We start from the raw sequence: 20,368 nt of genomic DNA, 5'->3' as shown, positions 1-20,368 counted from the left end.
AAGAAATTGACCTACTTTAGTTGCATATTTATTGAACATTAAAAGGAATTGATGAACCTTGCCGCATCTTCGCATTGTGTAGAGACTTAATCTTGAAAAGGAAAAGATCATAGTGAATTCTCCTTACTATTTGTGATATCAAAAAAGCCGACTACCCCGTTTTGGGTAATTCGACTTTTAAAAGAAACGTCCCCTATTTTACTTTGACTAACCTAACTTTCTTTTGGCACTCATTTTCTGTTTTAAGTAGTCTTTACCAGCATCAGTAAGTGTCGCATTCTGATGATGACTGTTCTTTTACTCTACTTACTAAAAAAACTAGTTTGATATCATTCATATATTTTTTGTCCAAGGAGGGATTCGAGCCCCCGACCGACGGCTTAGCTAGACGCCAGGAACCTCACGATAATCTTTTGCAAATTTTACGTTGTGTAACTGATTATTCTTCGGTGCATCTACTCTCAAGCTAAATGACTTATCAAATCGTTTAGGCTCAAAGTAATAGCATTTCATCGGTTTGTGGACAATAAACGCAGTACACATCAATTTCGTTTTTGTCGACAACTGATGTAACTATTCCTTTTGTGTTGCAATAAGATGAACGAAATCTCACTTCTAGAATCCCTCTTGAAGTTAACTCCCTATAGGAACACTTTGATATCCAGCTTCTCGAAAAGCGATCTAGCCGGTTCCAGAGTGATGCCTGCATACATCTGTTCAGCTTCCTCCAACGCTGCCGTATTAGCAAATGACTGACTGCTTACTTACATACTCATTGACTTTTTTCGCTACATCTTGCCCTTCTTTAATGGCCCAAACGATAAGACTTTGACCTTTTCTCGCATCTCCTGCAGTAAATACGCCATCTACATTTGTTGCATAATCTTTTGTTGTTGCGGCAATTTTTTTGTTTACAATGTTCACGCCCAATTGATTTGGTAATGAAAGCTCTGCTCCTTCAAATCCAATTGCAACAAACACAAATTGTACAGGCCAAATTTTTTCTGTACCAGGTATTGCTTTAAAGAAATGAACCCCATCTTCCCCTAGTATTTTTTCCATATGAATTGTATGGAGCTCTTTTAAATTCCCTTTCTCATCTGCGACCATTCTCGTTGTTTGGATTAAGTATTCACGAGGATCTTTGCCATATTTAGCTTCCGCTTCCTCATAAGCATATTCCAATTTGTAAATATTCGAATCGGTTGGCCACAAATTGTCTTCCGCTCTTGTATTTGGTAGCTGTGGATGTTTTCCGAACTGGACAACTGATTTACAGTTTTGACGAATTGCAGTTGCCACACAGTCTGCCCCCGTATCTCCTCCACCAATTATGATGACATCTTTCCCTTTTGTATTGATAAATTGCCCGTCAGCAAAATTAGAATCCAGCAAACTTTTGGTAGTAAAAGTTAAGTAATCCATTGCAAGATGAACCCCATTTGAATCGCTACCTTCCATGCGAAGTTCACGTTGTTTCTGTGCGCCGATACATAAAATAATCGCATCGAATTCATCTTTTAATTGATCTGCTGAAATATCTTTACCAATTTCCGTATTTAACACAAAATCGATTCCTTCTTGCTGGAGTAACTGAATTCGACGTTCAACTACATCTTTTTCTAGTTTCATATTTGGAATGCCATACATGAGTAGTCCACCAACACGGTCCGCACGTTCAAATACAGTTACAGAATGACCCGCTTGATTTAACTCATCTGCGCTTGCAAGTCCAGCAGGTCCAGAGCCGACTATAGCAATTTTTTTCCCTGTGCGCTCTACTGGAATTCTAGGTACTATCCAGCCATTTTCAAATCCTTTATCGATAATAGTACGCTCAATATTTTTAATCGATACTGCTGGATCTGAAATGGCAAGTGTACAAGATCCTTCGCAAGGAGCTGGACAAACACGACCAGTAAATTCTGGAAAATTATTTGTCATCGATAATCTTTCTAGTGCTTCCTGCCACTTTCCTTTATACACTAAATCATTCCACTCAGGGATTAAGTTATTAATAGGACAACCGGCAGTCGCACCTTGTATTTCAATCCCCATATGGCAAAAAGGAGTCCCACAATCCATACATCTTGCACCTTGTGTTTTAAGTGCTTCATCTGTTAACTTCGAGGCATACTCTCCCCAGTTTTTAATACGTCTGAGAGGGGCTTCTTCCTTTCCTTTTTCTCGTTTATAATCCATAAATCCAGTAGGTTTACCCATTTACTATTCCCCCTCCCTTATTTTTTCACAAGCGCGAGTGGCTTTATTTCTGGGTTCACGGAAGTTGCTAAAAATGCTTGCATTGCAGCTGCATCATCCGTTAAACCATCCCTTTTAAAGTCAGCGATTTTTTCGAGCATTTTCTTATAATCATTTGGCACGACCTTTACAAATCTTTGAACATTTTCCTCCCATTTATCTAGTATGTTCATAGCTTTCGTGCTTTTCGTGTAATAATAATGATTCATAATTAATTGGCGAATCGCATGTTTTTCTTCTGATAATTCAATTCGTTCAAATCCAATCATTTCTGTGTTACATTTTTGTTTTAATCCATCCAAGTCATCAACAAGTACATACGCAATGCCGCCAGACATTCCTGCGCCGAAATTTTTCCCAACATCCCCTAATATGACAGCACGACCACCTGTCATATATTCACAGCCATGATCCCCAATGCCTTCTACGACAACATCTACTCCACTATTTCGAACTGCAAAGCGCTCTCCAGCACGTCCATTTATAAATGCAGTTCCACTTGTTGCACCGTATAGCGCAACATTTCCAGCAATAACATTTTCTTCAGCAACACCTTGAATAGGTGCAGTGACAATCAGTTTTCCACCAGATAATCCTTTGCCAAAATAATCATTTACATCCCCTGTTACATACATAGACATCCCTTTTGGTATAAACGCACCAAAACTTTGCCCGGCTGCTCCGGTAAATCGAAGTGTGATCGAATCGTGGGCTAATCCTCTAGCACCATATAGTTTGGATATTTCGCTTCCAATAATCGTGCCTACTACACGGTCCGTGTTTGCAATTGGATAATTCAATTCCACTTTGGATTCACTTAGAATAGCATGTTCTACTTTTGGTAATAATTCACGTAAGTCAAATGATTGTTCTATTTTATGATTTTGTGGAATTTTAAACGTACGTGCTCCCTCTGGCTGATAAAGCAATGCCGTTAAATCCAATTGTTTTGCTTTCCAATGTTCTTTTGCACGATCACTAACTTCTAGCACATCCGCACGTCCTACCATTTCTTCTACTGTTCTGAATCCAAGTAACGCCATATACTCACGAACTTCTTCCGCTACGAATTTCATAAAATTCACAACATAATCAGCACTTCCTGTGAATTTATTGCGAAGTTCCGGATTTTGAGTCGCAATTCCGACTGGACAAGTGTCTAGATGACACGCACGCATCATAATACAGCCTAAAACGATTAATGGAGCTGTTGCAAATCCATACTCCTCAGCTCCAAGTAAGGCAGCCATTACAACGTCTTTACCAGTCATCAATTTCCCATCTGTTTCCAGTCTCACTCTATCACGTAAACCGTTTAATATTAATGTTTGATGCGCTTCTGCGAGTCCTAGCTCCCAAGGTAGTCCCGTATGTTTAATGCTCGTTTTAGGAGATGCACCTGTTCCACCGTCATATCCACTAATGACAATCACATCTGCTGCACCTTTTGCCACCCCAGCAGCAATCGTTCCAACACCCGATTTCGCCACTAGTTTCACACTAATACGAGCAGTTCTATTCGCATTTTTTAAGTCATGAATTAATTGCGCCATATCTTCAATCGAATAAATATCATGATGTGGAGGTGGAGATATTAATCCAACTCCAGTTGTCGATCCACGAACATCGGCTACCCACGGGTATACTTTATTACCTGGTAACTGACCACCTTCGCCCGGTTTCGCACCTTGCGCCATTTTAATTTGCAGTTCATCTGCTTGCACTAAATAATGACTTTTCACTCCAAATCGACCAGACGCTATTTGTTTAATGGCACTTCTTCGGTTATCTCCATTGGCATCTAGTTCATAACGGCTAGGATGTTCTCCACCTTCCCCACTATTACTTTTACCACCTAGGCGATTCATCGCAATAGCAAGTGTTTCATGGGCTTCTTTGCTTAATGAACCAAACGACATCGCTCCCGTTTTAAATCGTTTGACAATGGAATCTACAGACTCGACTTCTTCCAGTGGAATACATTTAACATCTTTTTTAAATGTCAATAAATTACGCAAAAATCCAATACGCTCTTCATTTGCCATTTCTGCATATTGTCTATATAAACCGTAATCCGCTTTTCGAGTAGCCCACTGAAGTGTGTGGATTGTTTTCGGATTAAATGCATGATGTTCACCAGTACTTCTCCACTGGAAATCGCTACCTGAATCTAAAGAAGCCCCAGTGGAATCTATAGCTGCTTGATGTCTTTTATGCGCTTCTTCCACGATTGTTTCTAGATTAATACCTCCTAATTGAGAAACAGTTCCTGAAAAATAACGTTCAATCACTTTTTTACTAATCCCTACTGCTTCAAAAATTTGAGCTCCGCGATAACTTTGAACAGTTGAAATACCCATTTTCGACATTACTTTCACTACACCATCTGTAATACCTTGACTATATTTCGCAACCGCTACTGCATAACTACTATCAATATGCCCTTCTTCTATTGCTTCTGCAATCGTTGCATAAGCAAGATATGGATTAATCGCATCTACCCCAAATCCAATCAGAGCAGCAAATTGATGCACTTCTCTTGTTTCACCAGATTCCACAATAATACTTACCTTCGTTCGATTTCCTGTGCGAAGTAAATGTTGATGGAGGCTACTTGCAGCTAGTAGGACTGGAATTGTAGATTGCTTTACATCCAACAGTCGGTCGGAAAGTATGAGCAAGGCTATTCCTTGTGCTATATATTCATCCGCTTGTTTAGAAACATGACATAAATCGATTTCTAAATTTGCAGACATAGTTAAATCTATAGTTGCACTTCGGAATTTGTTTGATTTCATATCGTTTAATTGGCTAAACTGGCTATTTGTTAAAATAGGTGTGTCTAAAAAGATTCGTTCGCTATTAGATCGATTTGGATGCAGTAAATCTCCTTCTGCTCCAAGTAGCGTCATTGTAGATGTCACAATATACTCACGAATTGAATCTATTGGTGGATTTGTTACTTGTGCAAAGAGCTGTTTAAAATAATTAAATAACGATTGTGGTCGATCTGATAAAACGGCTAGTGGTGTATCATTCCCCATTGATCCAATTGGGTCTTTGCCATCTAACGCAATCGGAATCATGTATTTTTGAATATCTTCATATGTGTAGCCAAATGCTTTTTGTTTGAACAACAAATCATCTATTTGCTCTGGTTCTTCCATTTCAGATGTAATAGTTACTAAATTTTCGTCTAACCATTGTTGGTAAGGTAATGCATTTGCCATATCTGATTTAATTTCTTCGTCTGAAATAATACGACCTTGTTCTAAATCAACAAGTAGCATTCTTCCAGGGGTTAAACGTTCTTTGTATAAAATATTTTCTTCTTCTACATCTACTACCCCTACTTCAGAAGAGAAAATAATATAATCATCTTTTGTCACATAGTACCGAGCTGGTCGTAAACCATTGCGATCTAAAATTGCCCCAATTTGTTTCCCATCTGTAAATGAAATAGCTGTTGGTCCATCCCATGGCTCCATTAAACTGCTGTGATAAGAATAGAAAGCCTTTTTCTCCTCAGTTATATGAGGGTTTTCTGTCCAAGGTTCTGGTATTAACATCATGGCAGTGTGAGCTGGTTTTCTACCTGCAAGTACAAAAAATTCAAATGCATTATCTAACATGGAAGAGTCGCTCCCATTTGTATCAATGATTGGCAAAAGCTTTGGAAGATCCTCCCCAAATGCTTCTGATACAAATTGTTGTTCCCGTGCTTTCATCCAGTTAATATTTCCACGTAATGTATTTATTTCACCGTTATGAACAATATATCTGTTTGGATGTGCTCTTTCCCAACTTGGAAATGTATTGGTACTATAGCGAGAATGTACTAATGAAAAGGCAGATGTAAATAGCTCATCTTGAAGATCCACGTAAAAAAGATTCACCTCTTTGGGAGTAAGTAATCCTTTATAGACGATTGTCTGACTTGATAGACTTGCACAATAGAATTTTTTATCCTGTTGTACTGCCCAGTGCTCCACTTGTTTTCGAATGATATATAATTTACGTTCAAATGCAAGTGAATCAGTTGTGTTTATTGCTCTGATGAATACTTGACGAACGACTGGTACTGTTTCTTTTGCTTTTTCACTTAGAACACTAGCGTTAATTGGAACTGTTCTCCACCCGATGAGTTCTTGCCCTTGCGCAATAATCATGTCGTTAATTTTTTGTTCAATGCCCGCACGTTCTTCATTATTGTCTGTAAAAAATAGCATTCCTACGCCATAAGCTCCTTTTTCCGGCAAATCCCATTCATTACACACAACACGAAAATAAACATCTGGTATCTGCACCATCAGTCCTGCACCATCACCCGTTTGACCATCGCTTCCACGTCCCGCACGGTGATCAAGTCGACATAACATTTCTAATCCTTTTTCTACGATATCATGTGTTGCATTTCCTTTTATATGTGCATATAAACCTATCCCGCATGCGTCATGTTCAAACGTTGGATCATACATGCCCTGTGCTTTCGGTAATTGATGAAATGTCATTTGAACCCCTCCATTTTCCATAAAAAGTAACTTACTAATATTATATGTTTTCAAACTAATACAAACAATATATAATTTGGATATAAATGATCTGTTTTTGAGATAGATTAGGAGGGAAGTATGGAAATACGCCAGTTGAGGTACTTTATCGAAGTAGCAGAACGTGAACATATTTCAGAAGCAGCTATTCATTTGCATGTAGCCCAATCAGCTGTAAGTAGACAAATTGCAAATTTAGAAGATGAACTTGGAGTAGAATTATTTGAACGTGTTGGTAGAAATGTGAAGTTAACACAAATTGGCAAGATTTTTTCAGAACATAGCATTTCTGCTTTGCAAGCGATTGATTATGCGAAAAAACAAATAGACGAATATTTAGATCCAGATAAAGGGACTATCAAAATTGGATTTCCTACTAGTTTAGCTGGTCACCTATTACCTACTGTCATTTCAGCGTTTAAAAAAGAATATCCCAATGTAGCGTTTCATTTACGTCAAGGATCATATAATTATTTGATCGATGCTGTGAATAAAAGGGAACTAAATCTTGCCTTTTTAGGACCGCTTCCTCCAAAAGATGACTCGATCAACACATCTATTTTATTTACTGAAAATTTCTCTGTACTTTTACCTTCGAATCACCCCTTTGCAAAACGTGAGAAGCTACAACTTATTGATTTAAGAAACGATGATTTCATATTATTTCCAGAAGGATATGTACTAAAAAAAATCGCAGTAGAAGCATGTAATAGTGTTGGCTTCACACCGAAAACTTCATCAGAAGGAGAAGATATGGATGCCATCAAAGGGTTAGTAGCAGCAGGTATCGGTGTAACTATTTTACCCGAAAGCTCTTTTTACGATTCTACACCACGATTTACAGTTAAGATACCAATAGAAACACCAATCATTCGAAGAACCGTTGGAATCATTAGCCCCGCAACTCGAGAGCTTTCGCCATCTGAAAAGGTATTCCATCAATTCGTCACCCGCTTCTTCTCTATACTTGGTCAGTACCAGTAAAACCCCTGTAATATTGGCTAAAAAATTATTAATAATAGGAGACAAAATTGTGAGTTTCATGTTTTACATGTTTTTCATTACTCATAAATATTCTGGGTGGTTTTTACCCCATCCAGAATTTACAGTAAATAAAAAACTTTAATCGGACTGTATTTATTGTTCTCGACAGCGGAGAATTTCTTGCGCACCCTTCAGGTCAACCCGCATGCGAATTAGTTTAAGGTCCCATTTTTTTCAAAATCTCCCGAATTCTTTTACCAGAATTCGACATCTGTTCCCTTAAGAAATACAGCCGTCTTCATTTTCACACAATACATTTCGTTCTTTGCCTAAAATCTTGTATTTGAAACAGCGTTTATCCTGACAAAAAAACGTCAAAACCTTATCAAAAGGGTTTGACGACTTTACGTGAATACTTTCGGAATTAGCACAGTGCCTCGGCAATCTACAGTTAAGATTGCAAAGGGTCAAATCTCTCCACCTTACTTAATAAGAAAGTCACGTCTGTTGATTAACCATTTTCTTGCATAAACAACAGATATGCATAAGCTTGAAAACCCCTTTTCACTGGATCATTTCCGGTTCGCTTTCGGCACACTATTCAAGTGAAAAATGCTGTTGCTTTAGAAGTAAAGAAGAGCAAGCTTTTTCACAAGGTATCGGTGCCCGAAGATGCAATTTCGGGCACTCTGGTACATTGCACAATGTGTTCTTTAATAAGGCTTAAACTCCACATCAGGTAAGCTCCTATAGAAAGTGACACTTCCTAAAATAAGAAAAGACCATAGAGAAAGCTTCAGCCGCCAAAATTGCATCTTTGGCGGCTTTTACCCAGTTAGGAACCCTCCATTCCCTCGTTCCCAAAAGCATTAGCACTTCGTGTACCTTTGCCTTTGGGGCGCGACGGATGAACGACCACCAGACGATTACTGAAGAAGATGTATAGTAATGCGGCGAAGTCGCATTCCTATACATCAAAATAGCTCAGTTATATAAAGAAGTTGTTCAATGCAATGCGAGCCAGAAGCAACTGTACACCGAGCGTCTAGTAGTCAATTAAGTTATTTATTGGTTATTTTTAGTTAATGAACACATGTGTAAGAAAGTTTTCTATTCTATAATTTATAAGGTTAATAGATATTGTTGATTAGCAAGCTCTATTTTTTACGCCCGAATCCATTTCCAAATTTCGCCCGGTGTAGCGTTCTTGCCATACATCAGGATGCCAATCTTGAAGACTTTGCCCGCAAGTTTCATGAAGACCCAGACGCTGACGACAAGAATTCCGATGGCGATAATGATTTGCACCCACGGCCATTCTTCAAGAAGTGACAGGCGCATAATGAGAACGCCAGGTGATGTAAACGGGATATAGCTTCCAAGCTGCGCCCAGAATCCGCTTGGATCGCTGAAGACTGGTCCAATGAAAAGGAATGGGCTGAATGGTAACATCATGACCATGCCCTGGAAATTCCCCGCTGTCGAGATATCAGCCATTGTGGCACCGATTCCGACGAATAGCGCCGCATAGAGCAGGTATCCGAGGATAGAAATGAATATTAGCACTAGAAGTTCGGGCACTAACAGATACTCAATAATCGGAAAATCGATTTTCCAGATGAGCACCGGCAGCGCGATGACAATATAGACAACGACCTGGATGATACCGAGGACAAAATAGCCGATGATCTTGCCTTGCATCAGTTCTGCAGGCGTTAAAGACGACAGAATAATCTCAGCAATTTTGTCTTTCTTCTCCTGGGACGCGCTTTGGAAGATTGCCATTCCGGTGAAGACAATTGACAGCATGACGACAGCGGCAAATGCTCCTGGAATCACACGTTCCAGCATGTTTTCACTGAACAGGCCGCCTTCTTCCGGTTTTTCTGAAGCATCTTCAAAGACGACTCCCTGCGCGACAACTGCCGCTTCTTCCTGTGTCAGGCCGAGCTGTTCGATCTGCAGCATCTGTAGCGGACCACCGAGGATCTGGACTTCATCCATGAAGGCTGAACTCGTATCTTCATGCGTGTAAACTGCAACTTTTCCGGTTTCAATTGCCTGTTCGTCGATGAAGATATACGCAGCGTCTTCTTTGCCTTCAAGCGCTGAGGTGGCTTCCTGTTCTGTGGTGTCTGTCTGTTCCATCTGCCATTCGGTATTTGCTACCGCTGCTTCCAATTGTCCGTAGACCCCGAGCTGGTCATTGACGTAGACTGTCGTTGTCGCTGCTTCATCATCCGAACTGAACAGGTCCGGCAGCAGGAAAAATGCTAGGAAGATGATTGGTGTCAGGAATAGGCCGATGATGAACGACTTGCTTTTCATATTGCGTTTGATTTCCCATTTGGCGACTTTCATCGTGTTACGCATGCAACTCCCCCACTTCCTTCAAAAGATTCTTGTCCGTGGCGATATCTATGAAGATTTCATGGAGCGAAATCCGGTCGATCGATAGTTCCTGAATGTCGAGTTCATCTGGAAGATTTTTCAGCCAGACAGCGGGTTGCACATGTTTTGTGAGATAAAGCACAGCCGTTGCCCCGTTCTGTTCGACCCGCTCGACTTCTGGCAGGTTTTCAAGCAGGCTGCGGCTGTTGCTGCCGTTGATCGTGCATTTGAAATTAGCATATTCCTTTTTGACATCACTCAGGGTCCCGTAGATCACTTTCGTGCCGCGGTGAATCAAGAACAGCCGGTCCGCCATCTCTTCGACAAGGTTCATCTGATGCGAAGACAATAGAATCGCCGTGCCTTTTTTGGCCAGTGAACGGATTTCTTCTTTGAACAGCTCCTGGCTGACCGGATCAAGACCTGAGAACGGCTCATCCAGAATCAGCAGTTCCGGTTCATGAAGAATGGAGGCGATAAACTGGACTTTCTGACCCATCCCTTTCGACAACTCCTCGACCGATACTTTATCCTTGCCCTCTAGGCCGAACTTTTTCAAGTACTCGAGCGCGCGTTCTTTAGCTAGGTCCAGCGGATAATCCTTCAGGTCCGCAAGATACAGCAGAATGTCCATGACCTTGACGTTTTTGTAGAGCCCCCGCTCTTCCGGCAGATAGCCAATTTTATCACGCGGGATATCTTTCGTAGAGCGGTTCCGGAAAGCGATCGTACCTTCATCGGGATACAAGATGCCCATGATGTTGCGGATTGTCGTCGATTTCCCCGCCCCGTTCGGTCCGAGCAACGCCATAATCTCTCCCTTTTTCACTTCGAAGGAAATATTTGAGACAATCTTCTTATCCTTGAAGGATTTTCCTAAACCTTCTACAGTAAGCATTGTTTCCATTTCTCTCATCCTCTCTTAGTTCTCTACTTCAGCAGAAGGCTGATGATTTCTTCCAGTTCCAAGGCTTTGACGTCAATGACACTGTGTTCGTGTTGCGTGAAATACTGTTCCGTTGTGTCAGGATTATCTGATATCAGCTCGTTTCCGGAACGGGAAACCTCACCCGGTACTCGCACCGCTGGCATTTCTTTGAGCCAATAGCGGCGGAATCCGGCAGCGAGCATGTCTTTCTCATACCGGCCGACCGCCTGCCCGTCCTTCATCAGAAACAAGTAATCCGCCAGTTTCTGAAGATCCTCCGGCTGATGAGTTGTCAGGATGACAGCACGGTCCTCCTTTTCCATCCACTCGACAAGCAAATCCATGAATTGTTTTTTTGATGGGATGTCGAGTGACACGGTAGGTTCATCGAGAATCAGGATATCAGTATTCCGCGGCAATGCGAGCGACAGGCTCAGCTTCTGCTGGAGACCTGGCGATAATTTGCCGAAACGCTTATCGAGCGGGATGTTGAGTAGCTGGATCATGCGTTCAAAAAGCTTCTCATCCCATTTCGTATATAAAGGGGCAATCAGCCTTTTCAGGTCCTCTCCTGTATAGGCGTTCCAGCCAACAGCGTTTTGCGGTTGGTACGTGACATGCCTTTTCCAGCTTTCGTCTTTCCCGTCGACCGATTTACCAAAGACCCTGATCCCTCCTCCGTCCAGATTCGCCAGATTCATGATCAGCTTCAGCAAGGTGCTTTTGCCAGAGCCGTTATTGCCGACCAGCGCCGTGATGGTCCCCGGCTCAATCGCTAGACTGACAGGCCCGAGCTGAAAATCATCAATCTTTTTATTCGCGTCTTTTATTTCAATCCATGGCTGCATTGTCATTCCCCTTTCGCGAGTTTTTCTAAAGTCTCTTCAAAAACCGTTTTGATTTCATCGACAGTATAGTCGTAATCCATCGCGTTGCGGATGGCCCGTTCGAATTCCGTTTGAACGGAAGCCGTCATCGTTTCCTGTTTCATGGAGTTCTGTATTTCCGCGACAAAAGTCCCTTTGCCCTGGACTGTTTCGATGAAGCCCTGTGACTCCAGGTCCTGATAGGCGCGACGTATCGTGATGACGCTAATCTCCAGGTCTTTCGACAGCACCCTGATTGATGGAAGCGGCGTTCCTGCAGGCAAATGGCCTCCCGCAATCAGTGCTTTCAGCTGCTTTTCAACCTGGTGATAAATCGGTTCACGAGAATCTTTGGATAAGCGTATCGGCAGCAAAGTCCAGCCCCCCTCTCACAGATATTCCGTTTTCTTAATGGTTTTTCTCATATCCGCTTGCCAGTATTTACAGCCCGCAATGCTCAAGACAATAGCCACGATGACTGACAGCAGTGTCCATTCAGTTGCAAGCGACATCGTCCAGTGGATAAAGCCGTTCTCTGATAAAAGCGGGAACATGAAATAAAGTGCAACGGCGCCAATCACCAAGTAAATAAACGATTTTACGATGGTACTCGTATTGAAATTTCCTCCCGCTTCGCTCGCCGCCATGATAAAGCCGACTGAAATCGATAAACCCAGCCAAATCAGCAGGAATGCGATGTAAGCGATAGGCGTCATCATGTCCCGGAAATTCTCCGACATCAGCGGCATCGCGATGAACAGAACCAACTGGAACGGAAATGAACAGAATGCATGAATGATGAAGCGGCTTTTGACGATGATGTTTTTGGAGATCGGCAGCTGCTGCAGCATGATAATTGAGGGCGCTGTCCATAAATCCCCATCCATCTTCTGCATCTGGAATTCCTTACCTTTCATCCAGGCCGGAAACATGAAGAAAATCAGCATGAACATAAAATCAAAGAATTTGAATTCGCCTTCCAGGTAAACATCGAACGACAGCATGAAAATCAGGCTCATCACAATATAGAAAATCAAGATCAGTAGAAAGCTTTTTATTGAAGCCTTTATTTCAAAAGCTGCGAGCCTGTATGCTTCTTTCCATTCATTCATATATAAACACCCTTTCTTAACTGTTATACTGTTTATACTCATATACACAGTAACACATTCTTTTTAGAGTGGTCAATTCATTTAAAAAAAGAATAAACAGTAGTTGAGGAGCGTGGCATAATTTTCTTGAAGAGAAATATAGTGAAAACAGTTGAAATAGATGGAAATATCTATATTACAACTGGTGATGTTTTATTGCTTATTAAATAGCAGTGGACGCAAGTTATAAAAAACTTGCGTCCACTTTTTATTTATGATCAGATTTTATTCTCTATCTACAAGTTCTAAGAATTTATCTCTCCAAGCTACAGTAACTGCACGACCCTCTTCCGGCAAATCGTTTACAAATGGAGATAAATACAGTACTGTTGGTATCCTGTTCTTTTACCCTACTTACTAAAAAGACTGATCTGATGTCATTCATACATCTTTTTTTAATGCCCAAGGAGGGATTCGTCACCCGACCGACGGCTTAGCTAAACACTAGGAACCTCATGATAATCATTTGCAAACTTTACGTTGTGGGCCTGATTATTCTTCGGTGCCTCTACTCACAAGCTTATGACTTATCAAATCGTTTAGGGTCAAACTAATAGTATTCAACGGTTTGTGGACAATAAACACAGTACACATCAATTTCGTTTTTGTCGGCAACTGATGTCACTATTCCTTTTGTGTAAAAAAAAGATGAACGAAATCTGACTTCTAAATTCCAACTTTATAAACAACATATCAATCGATATTTCTTTCAAAAGCATAGTGTCGAAACGCGCTAATCAATTGTCGTGTGAGAAATCCGCGTAGTTACTGTTCAAAACAATCAAATTCAACCAGGCTCTCAGCAAATAAAAAACACCTGAAACATTGAATTAACAATGTTTCAGGTGTTTTTTATTCAAATTAATTTTATTACATTATGTCCCAGGACGGATTCGAACCCCCGACCGATGCCTTAGAAGGCCGTTGTTCAATCCAGCTGAGCTACTAAGACAACACAGTCATACCAACAATTTGAGACGTTTTTAAACTCTAATAGGGATTCGGTCAATTTACTTTTTCAGACCGTAACTACCTTTGAACCAATGATAACCTTATACAAGCCTATTGCAAAGCTCAGTTCGTTTCGTTAGCAACTTCAATTCACATGGGTGTATGAGGTCACTTATATATGGAAAGTTACCCTTCCTATATATCGGAAACTATGCCCCTCTATTTCCACAATAAGCTCTTTTTTCGCTTATAAGGAGAAAACAATGAAAGCAAGTCAACATCAAAGCATAGGAACGCTCACAGGATATTCTCAGATGGTATTATCTGTTTTGGCAATACAAATAAAAAACGAGATAAACACTTGGTTACCTCGCTTCATTGCTACTCGCATTCTCTTGCTTCTCAACCGCCTGAACTTGTTCTATACGCTCTTTTAAACTCACCTGAGCAACATACATATATATATACATTTGCCTTCGTAGGAGCGCTCATAAGCTATTCTCTGACCTCGCACTTACCCTATATCAATGTTCTACCTGCTCATGTAAAAGAATGATTTTACTTTAATCCTCTTTAAATACTTAAACAAGTGTTATACCATCACTAATTCTAAAATAGCCTTTTGCCATTGGTCTATTTTTGATGATTTTGAAGATATATCATCCTTTTATTTATCTGTTTGTTTTTGCTTCTTTTTCAAATACTCCGCACGTATTTTTTCAAGTTGCTGCTTTTTATCAAATTTGGCAGGTATGTTTTTTTCATGATACTTCGTCACAGCTGCCTGACCTTTGGTGTCCAATTGATATTTCCCCACTTTGTTCACCTACTTTTCTTGTTTTTAAAGAGAATCTATTCAACAAATATAATATACCTTATTTTCGGAAGATCATTTCGTGTCTTATTACACGTAAAATACTAGGGTACAAAAAAAGGATTCTGCACCAGTGACCGAAGCCCTGACCGAATCCCTAATCTGTCTCAAACCCTATCACATCAAGGCTTGAACTGCGCTTTTTTAATGTCCCAGGAGGGATTCGAACCCCCGACCGACGCCTTAGAAGGGCGTTGCTCTATCCAGCTGAGCTACTGAGACGTGCGTTTCAAACTTTCATTCATTCCCTAAGGACAATACTTAGTATATATTGCATTAGGAATAAAGTCAACGCTTTTTTAAATCTTTTTTAGTTTTATAAAATCTACTGTTTCCGACGCCATATTCTTGAATGTAACACGTACCGTTTCATCCCATTCTACAACAGCATAAGTCGCATCTTTCCCGCCCCGTGGCTGCATTGTGCTGCCTGGATTCAAGAACAGTATTCCGTCTTTCATCTCAGCACCATACAAATGCGAATGGCCAAATAGAACGATATCTGCTCCAGATTCTTTTGCATAATAATAAAGCCCCATCAACGATTGTTTCACATCATGCTCATGACCATGTACAGCTAAAACTGTCTTCCCCTCTACCTTGACCGCAACAGATGCGGGAAACCTAGCATCCCTGTCACAGTTTCCACGGACTCTATGCATTGTCTGTAAAACTGAATCATCGAATGACAGCTCACTATCACCGCAATGGAAAGTCGCGTCCGCAGAAAGTGCAGAAACGGCTTTCACCGTTTCCTTATCTCCATGCGAATCACTCATAACAACAATCTTCATTCTGAATCACCTGCCACTGTCATATATTGAGGTAATTTGAATTTCAACTGAGCTAAAGCTGCTCCCCTGTGTGAAATCTCATTTTTCTCTTCAGGTGACAATTCCGCCATCATTCGATTCTTTTCAGGCACGAAGAAGACTGGATCATAGCCGAAGCCGTTCTTTCCTTGACGTTCATGGTGAATCAGACCTTCACAGCTACCCGAAAACGTTTCTGTAACCAAACCAGGACCAGCCACTGCTAGCACGCAGCGGAATCGAGCGGTACGACCATCCACAGGCGTCGTTTCTAGCTCCTGTAGTACTTTGTCGATATTTGCATCATCATTCTTCTCGAGACCCGCATAACGCGCGGAGTAGACGCCTGGCGCGCCGCCAAGCGCATCGATTTCAAGTCCACTATCATCTGCAATAACGATTTTGCCAAGCAAGCGTGCGACCGTCTCTGCTTTCAGAATCGCATTCGCCTCAAATGTGTCGCCCGTTTCTTCTACATCGATATCTCCTTCGATATCATTTAACGTAAGAACTTTTACTCCCAGTGGCTTAAACAACGCTTCAAAGTCTTTTGCCTTGCCCACATTATTCGTGGCTATCAATACTTCCTTCATGATTCACCTTGTTCTTTCGGTTTGATCAACTGCGCAACAAGTCCAAGTGCTTCTTTTTGCACTTCAACTAGTTGGTTAATTCCTACTTCTGCAAGCTCCACAAGACCGTTCATCTCAACGCGCGTAAATGTCGATTCTTCGCCTGTCCCCTGAAGTTCGACGAAAGCGCCGGCACCAGTCATAACAACATTCATATCGACAGCAGCCGACGAATCCTCGATGTAGTCCAGATCCAGAATGAGTTCACCCTCAACCGTCTTCCCTACACTCGTTGCAGCAAGGAAATCAGTTATCGGGAATTTAGCTAATCCTTTTTCGATGTGTAGTTTCGAGATTGCCATTGCTGTTGCGACGAACGCACCCGTAATCGACGCTGTACGCGTACCACCATCTGCCTGGATAACGTCACAGTCCACCCAGATAGTTCGTTCACCAAGCGTCTCCAAATCGATGACAGCGCGCAGTGCACGGCCTATCAAGCGCTGTATTTCCATCGTACGTCCGCTAACCTTACCTTTTGAAGCTTCACGTTGCGTTCTTTGTCCAGTAGCGCGTGGCAACATAGAATATTCCGCTGTTATCCAGCCTTTTCCGCTATTACGTAAAAAATGTGGAACCCGTTCTTCTATAGAAGCTGTACAAATCACCTTCGTATTTCCGACCGTAATAAGAACTGAGCCTTCGGGGTGAATTAAATAATCTGTTTCAATTGTTACCGGCCTAATCATGTCGGCCATTCTTCCATCATGTCTCATATCGTGTACCCTCCATCATTCAGATTGCGCATTCATCTTATCATAACTCATTTCATATACGCAAAAAACCGGATGTCCAAATCTGGACATTCCGGGTTTCTTACAATTCAATATAGCTTACATTAGGCTTTTCAATCGACAACCAGTCTTCAACAATGCCTTGAAAAGTTTCTGACTCCCCTGTTGTATAAAAAACAGGTGCCACTATGCTGTCAGCAATGCGCTCAATGCCTTTAGAAAGTAGAATACGTTCAACATCACACACTGTTTCTACCGCGGATGAAATAATTTTTACATTATTCGGAAGGGAGGTTGTAATATGTTGCTGCAATAATGGATAATGTGTACACCCCAATATCGCCGCATCAAAATCTTTCCCCTCAAGTTCACGGAGTGTACGGTCAACAATGATACCTGCATTATCTGACTTATACTGACCACTTTCGACAATTGGAACAAATTCAGGACACGCAAGTGAGTAAACCATCGCATTCGGTGAAAGAACATGGATTGCATCATTATAAGCGCCACTTTTAATCGTTCCAGCAGTCCCAAGCACAGCAATTTTTCCCGCCACGGACGCATTAACTGCAGCCCGTGCACCTGGCACGATAACGCCGATGACAGGAAATGAAAATCGTGCTCGGATATCATCGAGTGCAACAGCCGTAGCCGTATTGCAAGCAATGACAAGCATTTTTATACCCATTTCGGAAAGTGCTGATGCCATCTCCATTGTAAACTCCCGGACTTCGTCAATCGGCCGGGGCCCATATGGACAACGAGCATCATCCCCTATATAGACAATGGGTTCATGTGGTAGTCGATTGAGCATCTCTTTAACCACGGTTAGCCCGCCGACGCCCGAATCAATTACTCCAATTGGTGCTTCCACTAAAATCCCTCAATCCTTTTTCATCTCTTGATGTAGTTTACTCAGCAAATCTGAGAAGTCCTTCACTTGTTGTTCATCGAAGTCTACTAACACCGAATTCAAATAATGACGGCGTTTATCAATTACTTCTTCGATTACCCGTTCACCTTCGCTAAGAAGATGAATTCGGACAACACGGCGATCTTGATCATTGCGGACACGCTTCACAAGCGAGTTCTTTTCCATCCGATCGACCAAATCAGTCGTAGTACTGAATGCAAGGAACATCTTGTTCGACAAATCCCCAATCGTCATATCTCCATGTTCAAATAGCCACTGTAAAGCAACGAATTGAGGTGGAGTGATTGTATAATTACTAAGAATTCTACGGCCTTGTTGTTTGATGATTGCTGCAACATACCGTAATTCTTTCTCCATATGTGCAACTTCATCTGTATATTGAATTTTTGGTGGGTTATTTTCCATCAACTGAACCAGCTCCCTGAAAACAAATACTGTCTACCTATTGTCCCCCTTTTTTGCGCTTATGGCAATACCTAATAAATTGATGGTAAAAAACGTTAAAAAAAAGCTGTTTGAGAGCTGCATAATGCAGATCAAACAGCTACTGTTACAAGGCATCAATCACCTACACTCGGCTATGATCACCCTTCATCATTAACACCTGCTTCAACGCAATTGTAACTCTCCCAACCGTAACAATTCGATTACCGCTTGTGCTCTGCCGGAAACACCTAGCTTTTGAATTGTGTTCGAAATATGGTTGCGAACAGTCTTTTCGCTGATTCCGAGCCGCCCCGCAATATCTTTTGTCGTTTGATCTTCAACGAGCAGATTAAAAATTTCTCGCTCTCTTGCCGTAAGCAAAGAACGGTTTTTAGAGTCCTCTATCAAGACGCGCCCTCCTATCCACTTTCACTTTAAAATATGTGAAGAGGCGGCGAGCTGTGCCGGCTACATGGTGATTTAGTTAACAAAAAGTATTTTCTCCTCTTCAGACCACGCAACACCTTTGCCCGTCTGTCTGCCAATCTGAACCATCGTACCTCGTCCTGTGAAGACGATATCATCTTTACTGTTCTTCGCCATATAGTGAATATCAACAGAACTGTTACCAACTGCGGCAGCTTTAACGAATATTTCCAACTTTTCATCAAAAAAGACTTGCTTCAAAAAATCACATTGCAAATCAGCAACGACCGGAAAATTTTCACCCTTTGGATCAAGCCAATTATTCATAAGCCTAATCTCTTTTAAGAACTCAATCCTCGCATGCTCAAAATAAATAAATGGGACCGTGTTGTTCAAATGACCATACATGTCCGTCTCAGAAAAACGAACGGATATAGGTACAGAAAACTTGAATTCCGATTCCCATGTCGACAACTCTTTTATGTACACTGCTTTCACTCACCAAACATCTCCTCTTCTAAAATGAATACTCATTCATCTATTCTATCAAATACTCCCTAATAAATGAAGGTGCTAAACAAAAATAGAAAAAAGCCCCGCCAAGGCATAATGCCGTAGCGAGGCTAGGGACTGAAATCAGTCCACCATATGGTCACTTCCGAAGAAGTTTTTGAACATTTGTACGTTCGTTGCACGGTTCATTGCTGCAATCGAAGTAGTCAAAGGAATTCCTTTTGGACATGCAACTACACAGTTTTGTGAGTTACCACATTCGCCAATTCCACCGTCTGTCATAATCGTCGCCAGACGTTCGTCTTTGTTCATTGCACCAGTTGGATGCGAGTTGAACAGCCGTACTTGTGATAGCAATGCAGGTCCCATGAAGTTCGTATTGTCGTTAACGTTCGGGCATGCCTCAAGACATACACCGCACGTCATACATTTTGAAAGTTCATATGCCCATTGGCGTTTACGCTCAGGCATACGAGGTCCTTCACCAAGGTCATACGTGCCGTCAATCGGAACCCATGCCTTAATTTTTTTCAACGAATCAAACATGAATTCTCTGTCAACAATCAAGTCGCGAACGACTGGGAATGTCTTCATTGGTTCAAGTTTAATCGGCTGTGTAAACTGATCTACAAGTGCCGTACAAGATTGGCGTGGACGTCCGTTGATAACCATTGAACATGCCCCACAAACCTCTTCCAAACAGCTCATTTCCCAGTTAACTGGTGTTGTTTGCTTACCTTCTGCGTTGACCGGGTTACGACGAATTTCCATTAAAGCAGAAATGACGTTCATATTCGGTCTATATTCTAATTCAAAACTTTCCCAATAAGGTTGTGATTCAGCAGTATCCTGACGTCGAATTTCAAAACGAACCGTTTTCTGTGACGTCTGCTGTTCACGTTCTTGTACTGCCGTATTGTTCTCGCTCATT

General features: G+C 41.5%; 17 protein-coding genes, 1 tRNA gene and 1 pseudogene. 1 reads left to right on the top strand and 18 read right to left on the bottom strand.

Annotated features, from left to right (window positions below):
• Positions 1–384: 384 nt before the first annotated feature.
• The 3 genes and pseudogenes from ACP8HG_RS03085 to gltB all read right to left on the bottom strand — a co-directional run.
• Positions 385–646 (bottom strand): annotated as a pseudogene (locus ACP8HG_RS03085) (group I intron-associated PD-(D/E)XK endonuclease); the annotation flags it as partial.
• Between the two features lie 95 nt (positions 647–741).
• Complete coding sequence (gltD, locus tag ACP8HG_RS03080) at positions 742–2,223, bottom strand: glutamate synthase small subunit (RefSeq protein ID WP_187047405.1); 1,482 nt, start codon at positions 2,221–2,223, stop codon at positions 742–744.
• A 17-nt stretch (positions 2,224–2,240) separates the two neighbouring features.
• On the bottom strand, positions 2,241–6,773 hold the full coding sequence (gltB, locus tag ACP8HG_RS03075; RefSeq protein ID WP_438298167.1) for a glutamate synthase large subunit: 4,533 nt from the start codon (positions 6,771–6,773) through the stop codon (positions 2,241–2,243).
• 120 nt (positions 6,774–6,893) lie between these two features.
• Between gltB and ACP8HG_RS03070 the strand changes: the two genes are divergently transcribed.
• Entirely contained in the window at positions 6,894–7,796 is a 903-nt protein-coding gene (locus tag ACP8HG_RS03070) for a LysR family transcriptional regulator (protein WP_067207950.1), read from the top strand.
• A 1,164-nt stretch (positions 7,797–8,960) separates the two neighbouring features.
• Here the strand turns inward: ACP8HG_RS03070 and ACP8HG_RS03065 are convergent.
• The 15 genes from ACP8HG_RS03065 to sdhB all read right to left on the bottom strand — a co-directional run bounded on the left by ACP8HG_RS03065 (position 8,961) and on the right by sdhB (position 20,367).
• A complete protein-coding gene (locus ACP8HG_RS03065) occupies positions 8,961–10,169 on the bottom strand; it encodes an ABC transporter permease (RefSeq protein WP_187047403.1) in 1,209 nt (402 codons plus the stop codon).
• Positions 10,162–11,094: an ABC transporter ATP-binding protein gene (locus tag ACP8HG_RS03060; RefSeq protein WP_067207944.1), complete on the bottom strand. Its 933-nt coding sequence runs from the start codon at positions 11,092–11,094 to the stop codon at positions 10,162–10,164. The genes ACP8HG_RS03065 and ACP8HG_RS03060 overlap by 8 nt, the downstream gene beginning before the upstream one ends.
• Positions 11,095–11,117: 23 nt before the next feature.
• Positions 11,118–11,963, bottom strand: a complete 846-nt coding sequence (locus ACP8HG_RS03055; RefSeq protein WP_187047402.1) for an ABC transporter ATP-binding protein — start codon at positions 11,961–11,963, stop codon at positions 11,118–11,120.
• A gap of 2 nt (positions 11,964–11,965) precedes the next feature.
• Positions 11,966–12,355, bottom strand: coding sequence for a GntR family transcriptional regulator (locus tag ACP8HG_RS03050; protein WP_438298166.1), 390 nt, complete (start codon positions 12,353–12,355; stop codon positions 11,966–11,968).
• A 15-nt stretch (positions 12,356–12,370) separates the two neighbouring features.
• Positions 12,371–13,093, bottom strand: a complete 723-nt coding sequence (locus ACP8HG_RS03045) for a hypothetical protein (RefSeq protein ID WP_067207936.1) — start codon at positions 13,091–13,093, stop codon at positions 12,371–12,373.
• 1,657 nt (positions 13,094–14,750) lie between these two features.
• Positions 14,751–14,900 (bottom strand): hypothetical protein, encoded by a 150-nt coding sequence (locus ACP8HG_RS03040; RefSeq protein ID WP_342537942.1) that lies wholly within the window; start codon positions 14,898–14,900, stop codon positions 14,751–14,753.
• A gap of 205 nt (positions 14,901–15,105) precedes the next feature.
• A tRNA-Arg gene (locus ACP8HG_RS03035) sits at positions 15,106–15,179 on the bottom strand.
• Between the two features lie 77 nt (positions 15,180–15,256).
• Positions 15,257–15,751 (bottom strand): metallophosphoesterase, encoded by a 495-nt coding sequence (locus ACP8HG_RS03030; RefSeq protein WP_438298165.1) that lies wholly within the window; start codon positions 15,749–15,751, stop codon positions 15,257–15,259.
• Positions 15,748–16,362 (bottom strand): XTP/dITP diphosphatase, encoded by a 615-nt coding sequence (locus tag ACP8HG_RS03025; protein ID WP_067207875.1) that lies wholly within the window; start codon positions 16,360–16,362, stop codon positions 15,748–15,750. Before ACP8HG_RS03025 ends, ACP8HG_RS03030 begins: the two co-directional genes overlap by 4 nt.
• Complete coding sequence (rph, locus tag ACP8HG_RS03020; protein ID WP_067207874.1) at positions 16,359–17,117, bottom strand: ribonuclease PH; 759 nt, start codon at positions 17,115–17,117, stop codon at positions 16,359–16,361. Before rph ends, ACP8HG_RS03025 begins: the two co-directional genes overlap by 4 nt.
• A gap of 100 nt (positions 17,118–17,217) precedes the next feature.
• Positions 17,218–18,012 carry a glutamate racemase gene (gene racE / locus ACP8HG_RS03015; RefSeq protein WP_338652855.1) on the bottom strand — a complete coding sequence of 265 codons (795 nt, stop codon included), beginning with the start codon at positions 18,010–18,012 and terminating at the stop codon, positions 17,218–17,220.
• Between the two features lie 9 nt (positions 18,013–18,021).
• A complete protein-coding gene (locus ACP8HG_RS03010) occupies positions 18,022–18,477 on the bottom strand; it encodes a MarR family winged helix-turn-helix transcriptional regulator (protein ID WP_067207869.1) in 456 nt (151 codons plus the stop codon).
• 204 nt (positions 18,478–18,681) lie between these two features.
• The gene (locus tag ACP8HG_RS03005) at positions 18,682–18,906 is read right to left on the bottom strand and encodes a helix-turn-helix domain-containing protein (protein ID WP_067207867.1); all 225 of its coding nucleotides are present in this window, start codon (positions 18,904–18,906) and stop codon (positions 18,682–18,684) included.
• A 72-nt stretch (positions 18,907–18,978) separates the two neighbouring features.
• Positions 18,979–19,422: an acyl-CoA thioesterase gene (locus tag ACP8HG_RS03000; protein WP_067207864.1), complete on the bottom strand. Its 444-nt coding sequence runs from the start codon at positions 19,420–19,422 to the stop codon at positions 18,979–18,981.
• 138 nt (positions 19,423–19,560) lie between these two features.
• Positions 19,561–20,367: a succinate dehydrogenase iron-sulfur subunit gene (gene sdhB, locus ACP8HG_RS02995; protein WP_338652857.1), complete on the bottom strand. Its 807-nt coding sequence runs from the start codon at positions 20,365–20,367 to the stop codon at positions 19,561–19,563.
• Position 20,368 lies beyond the last annotated feature (1 nt).

It is taken from the genome of Sporosarcina sp. FA15 (assembly GCF_051550195.1).
In the GTDB taxonomy this organism is placed as follows: domain Bacteria; phylum Bacillota; class Bacilli; order Bacillales_A; family Planococcaceae; genus Sporosarcina; species Sporosarcina psychrophila.
The sequence above is the reverse complement of the archived record's forward strand: the minus strand, read 5'-3'. Positions and strand labels throughout refer to the sequence as shown.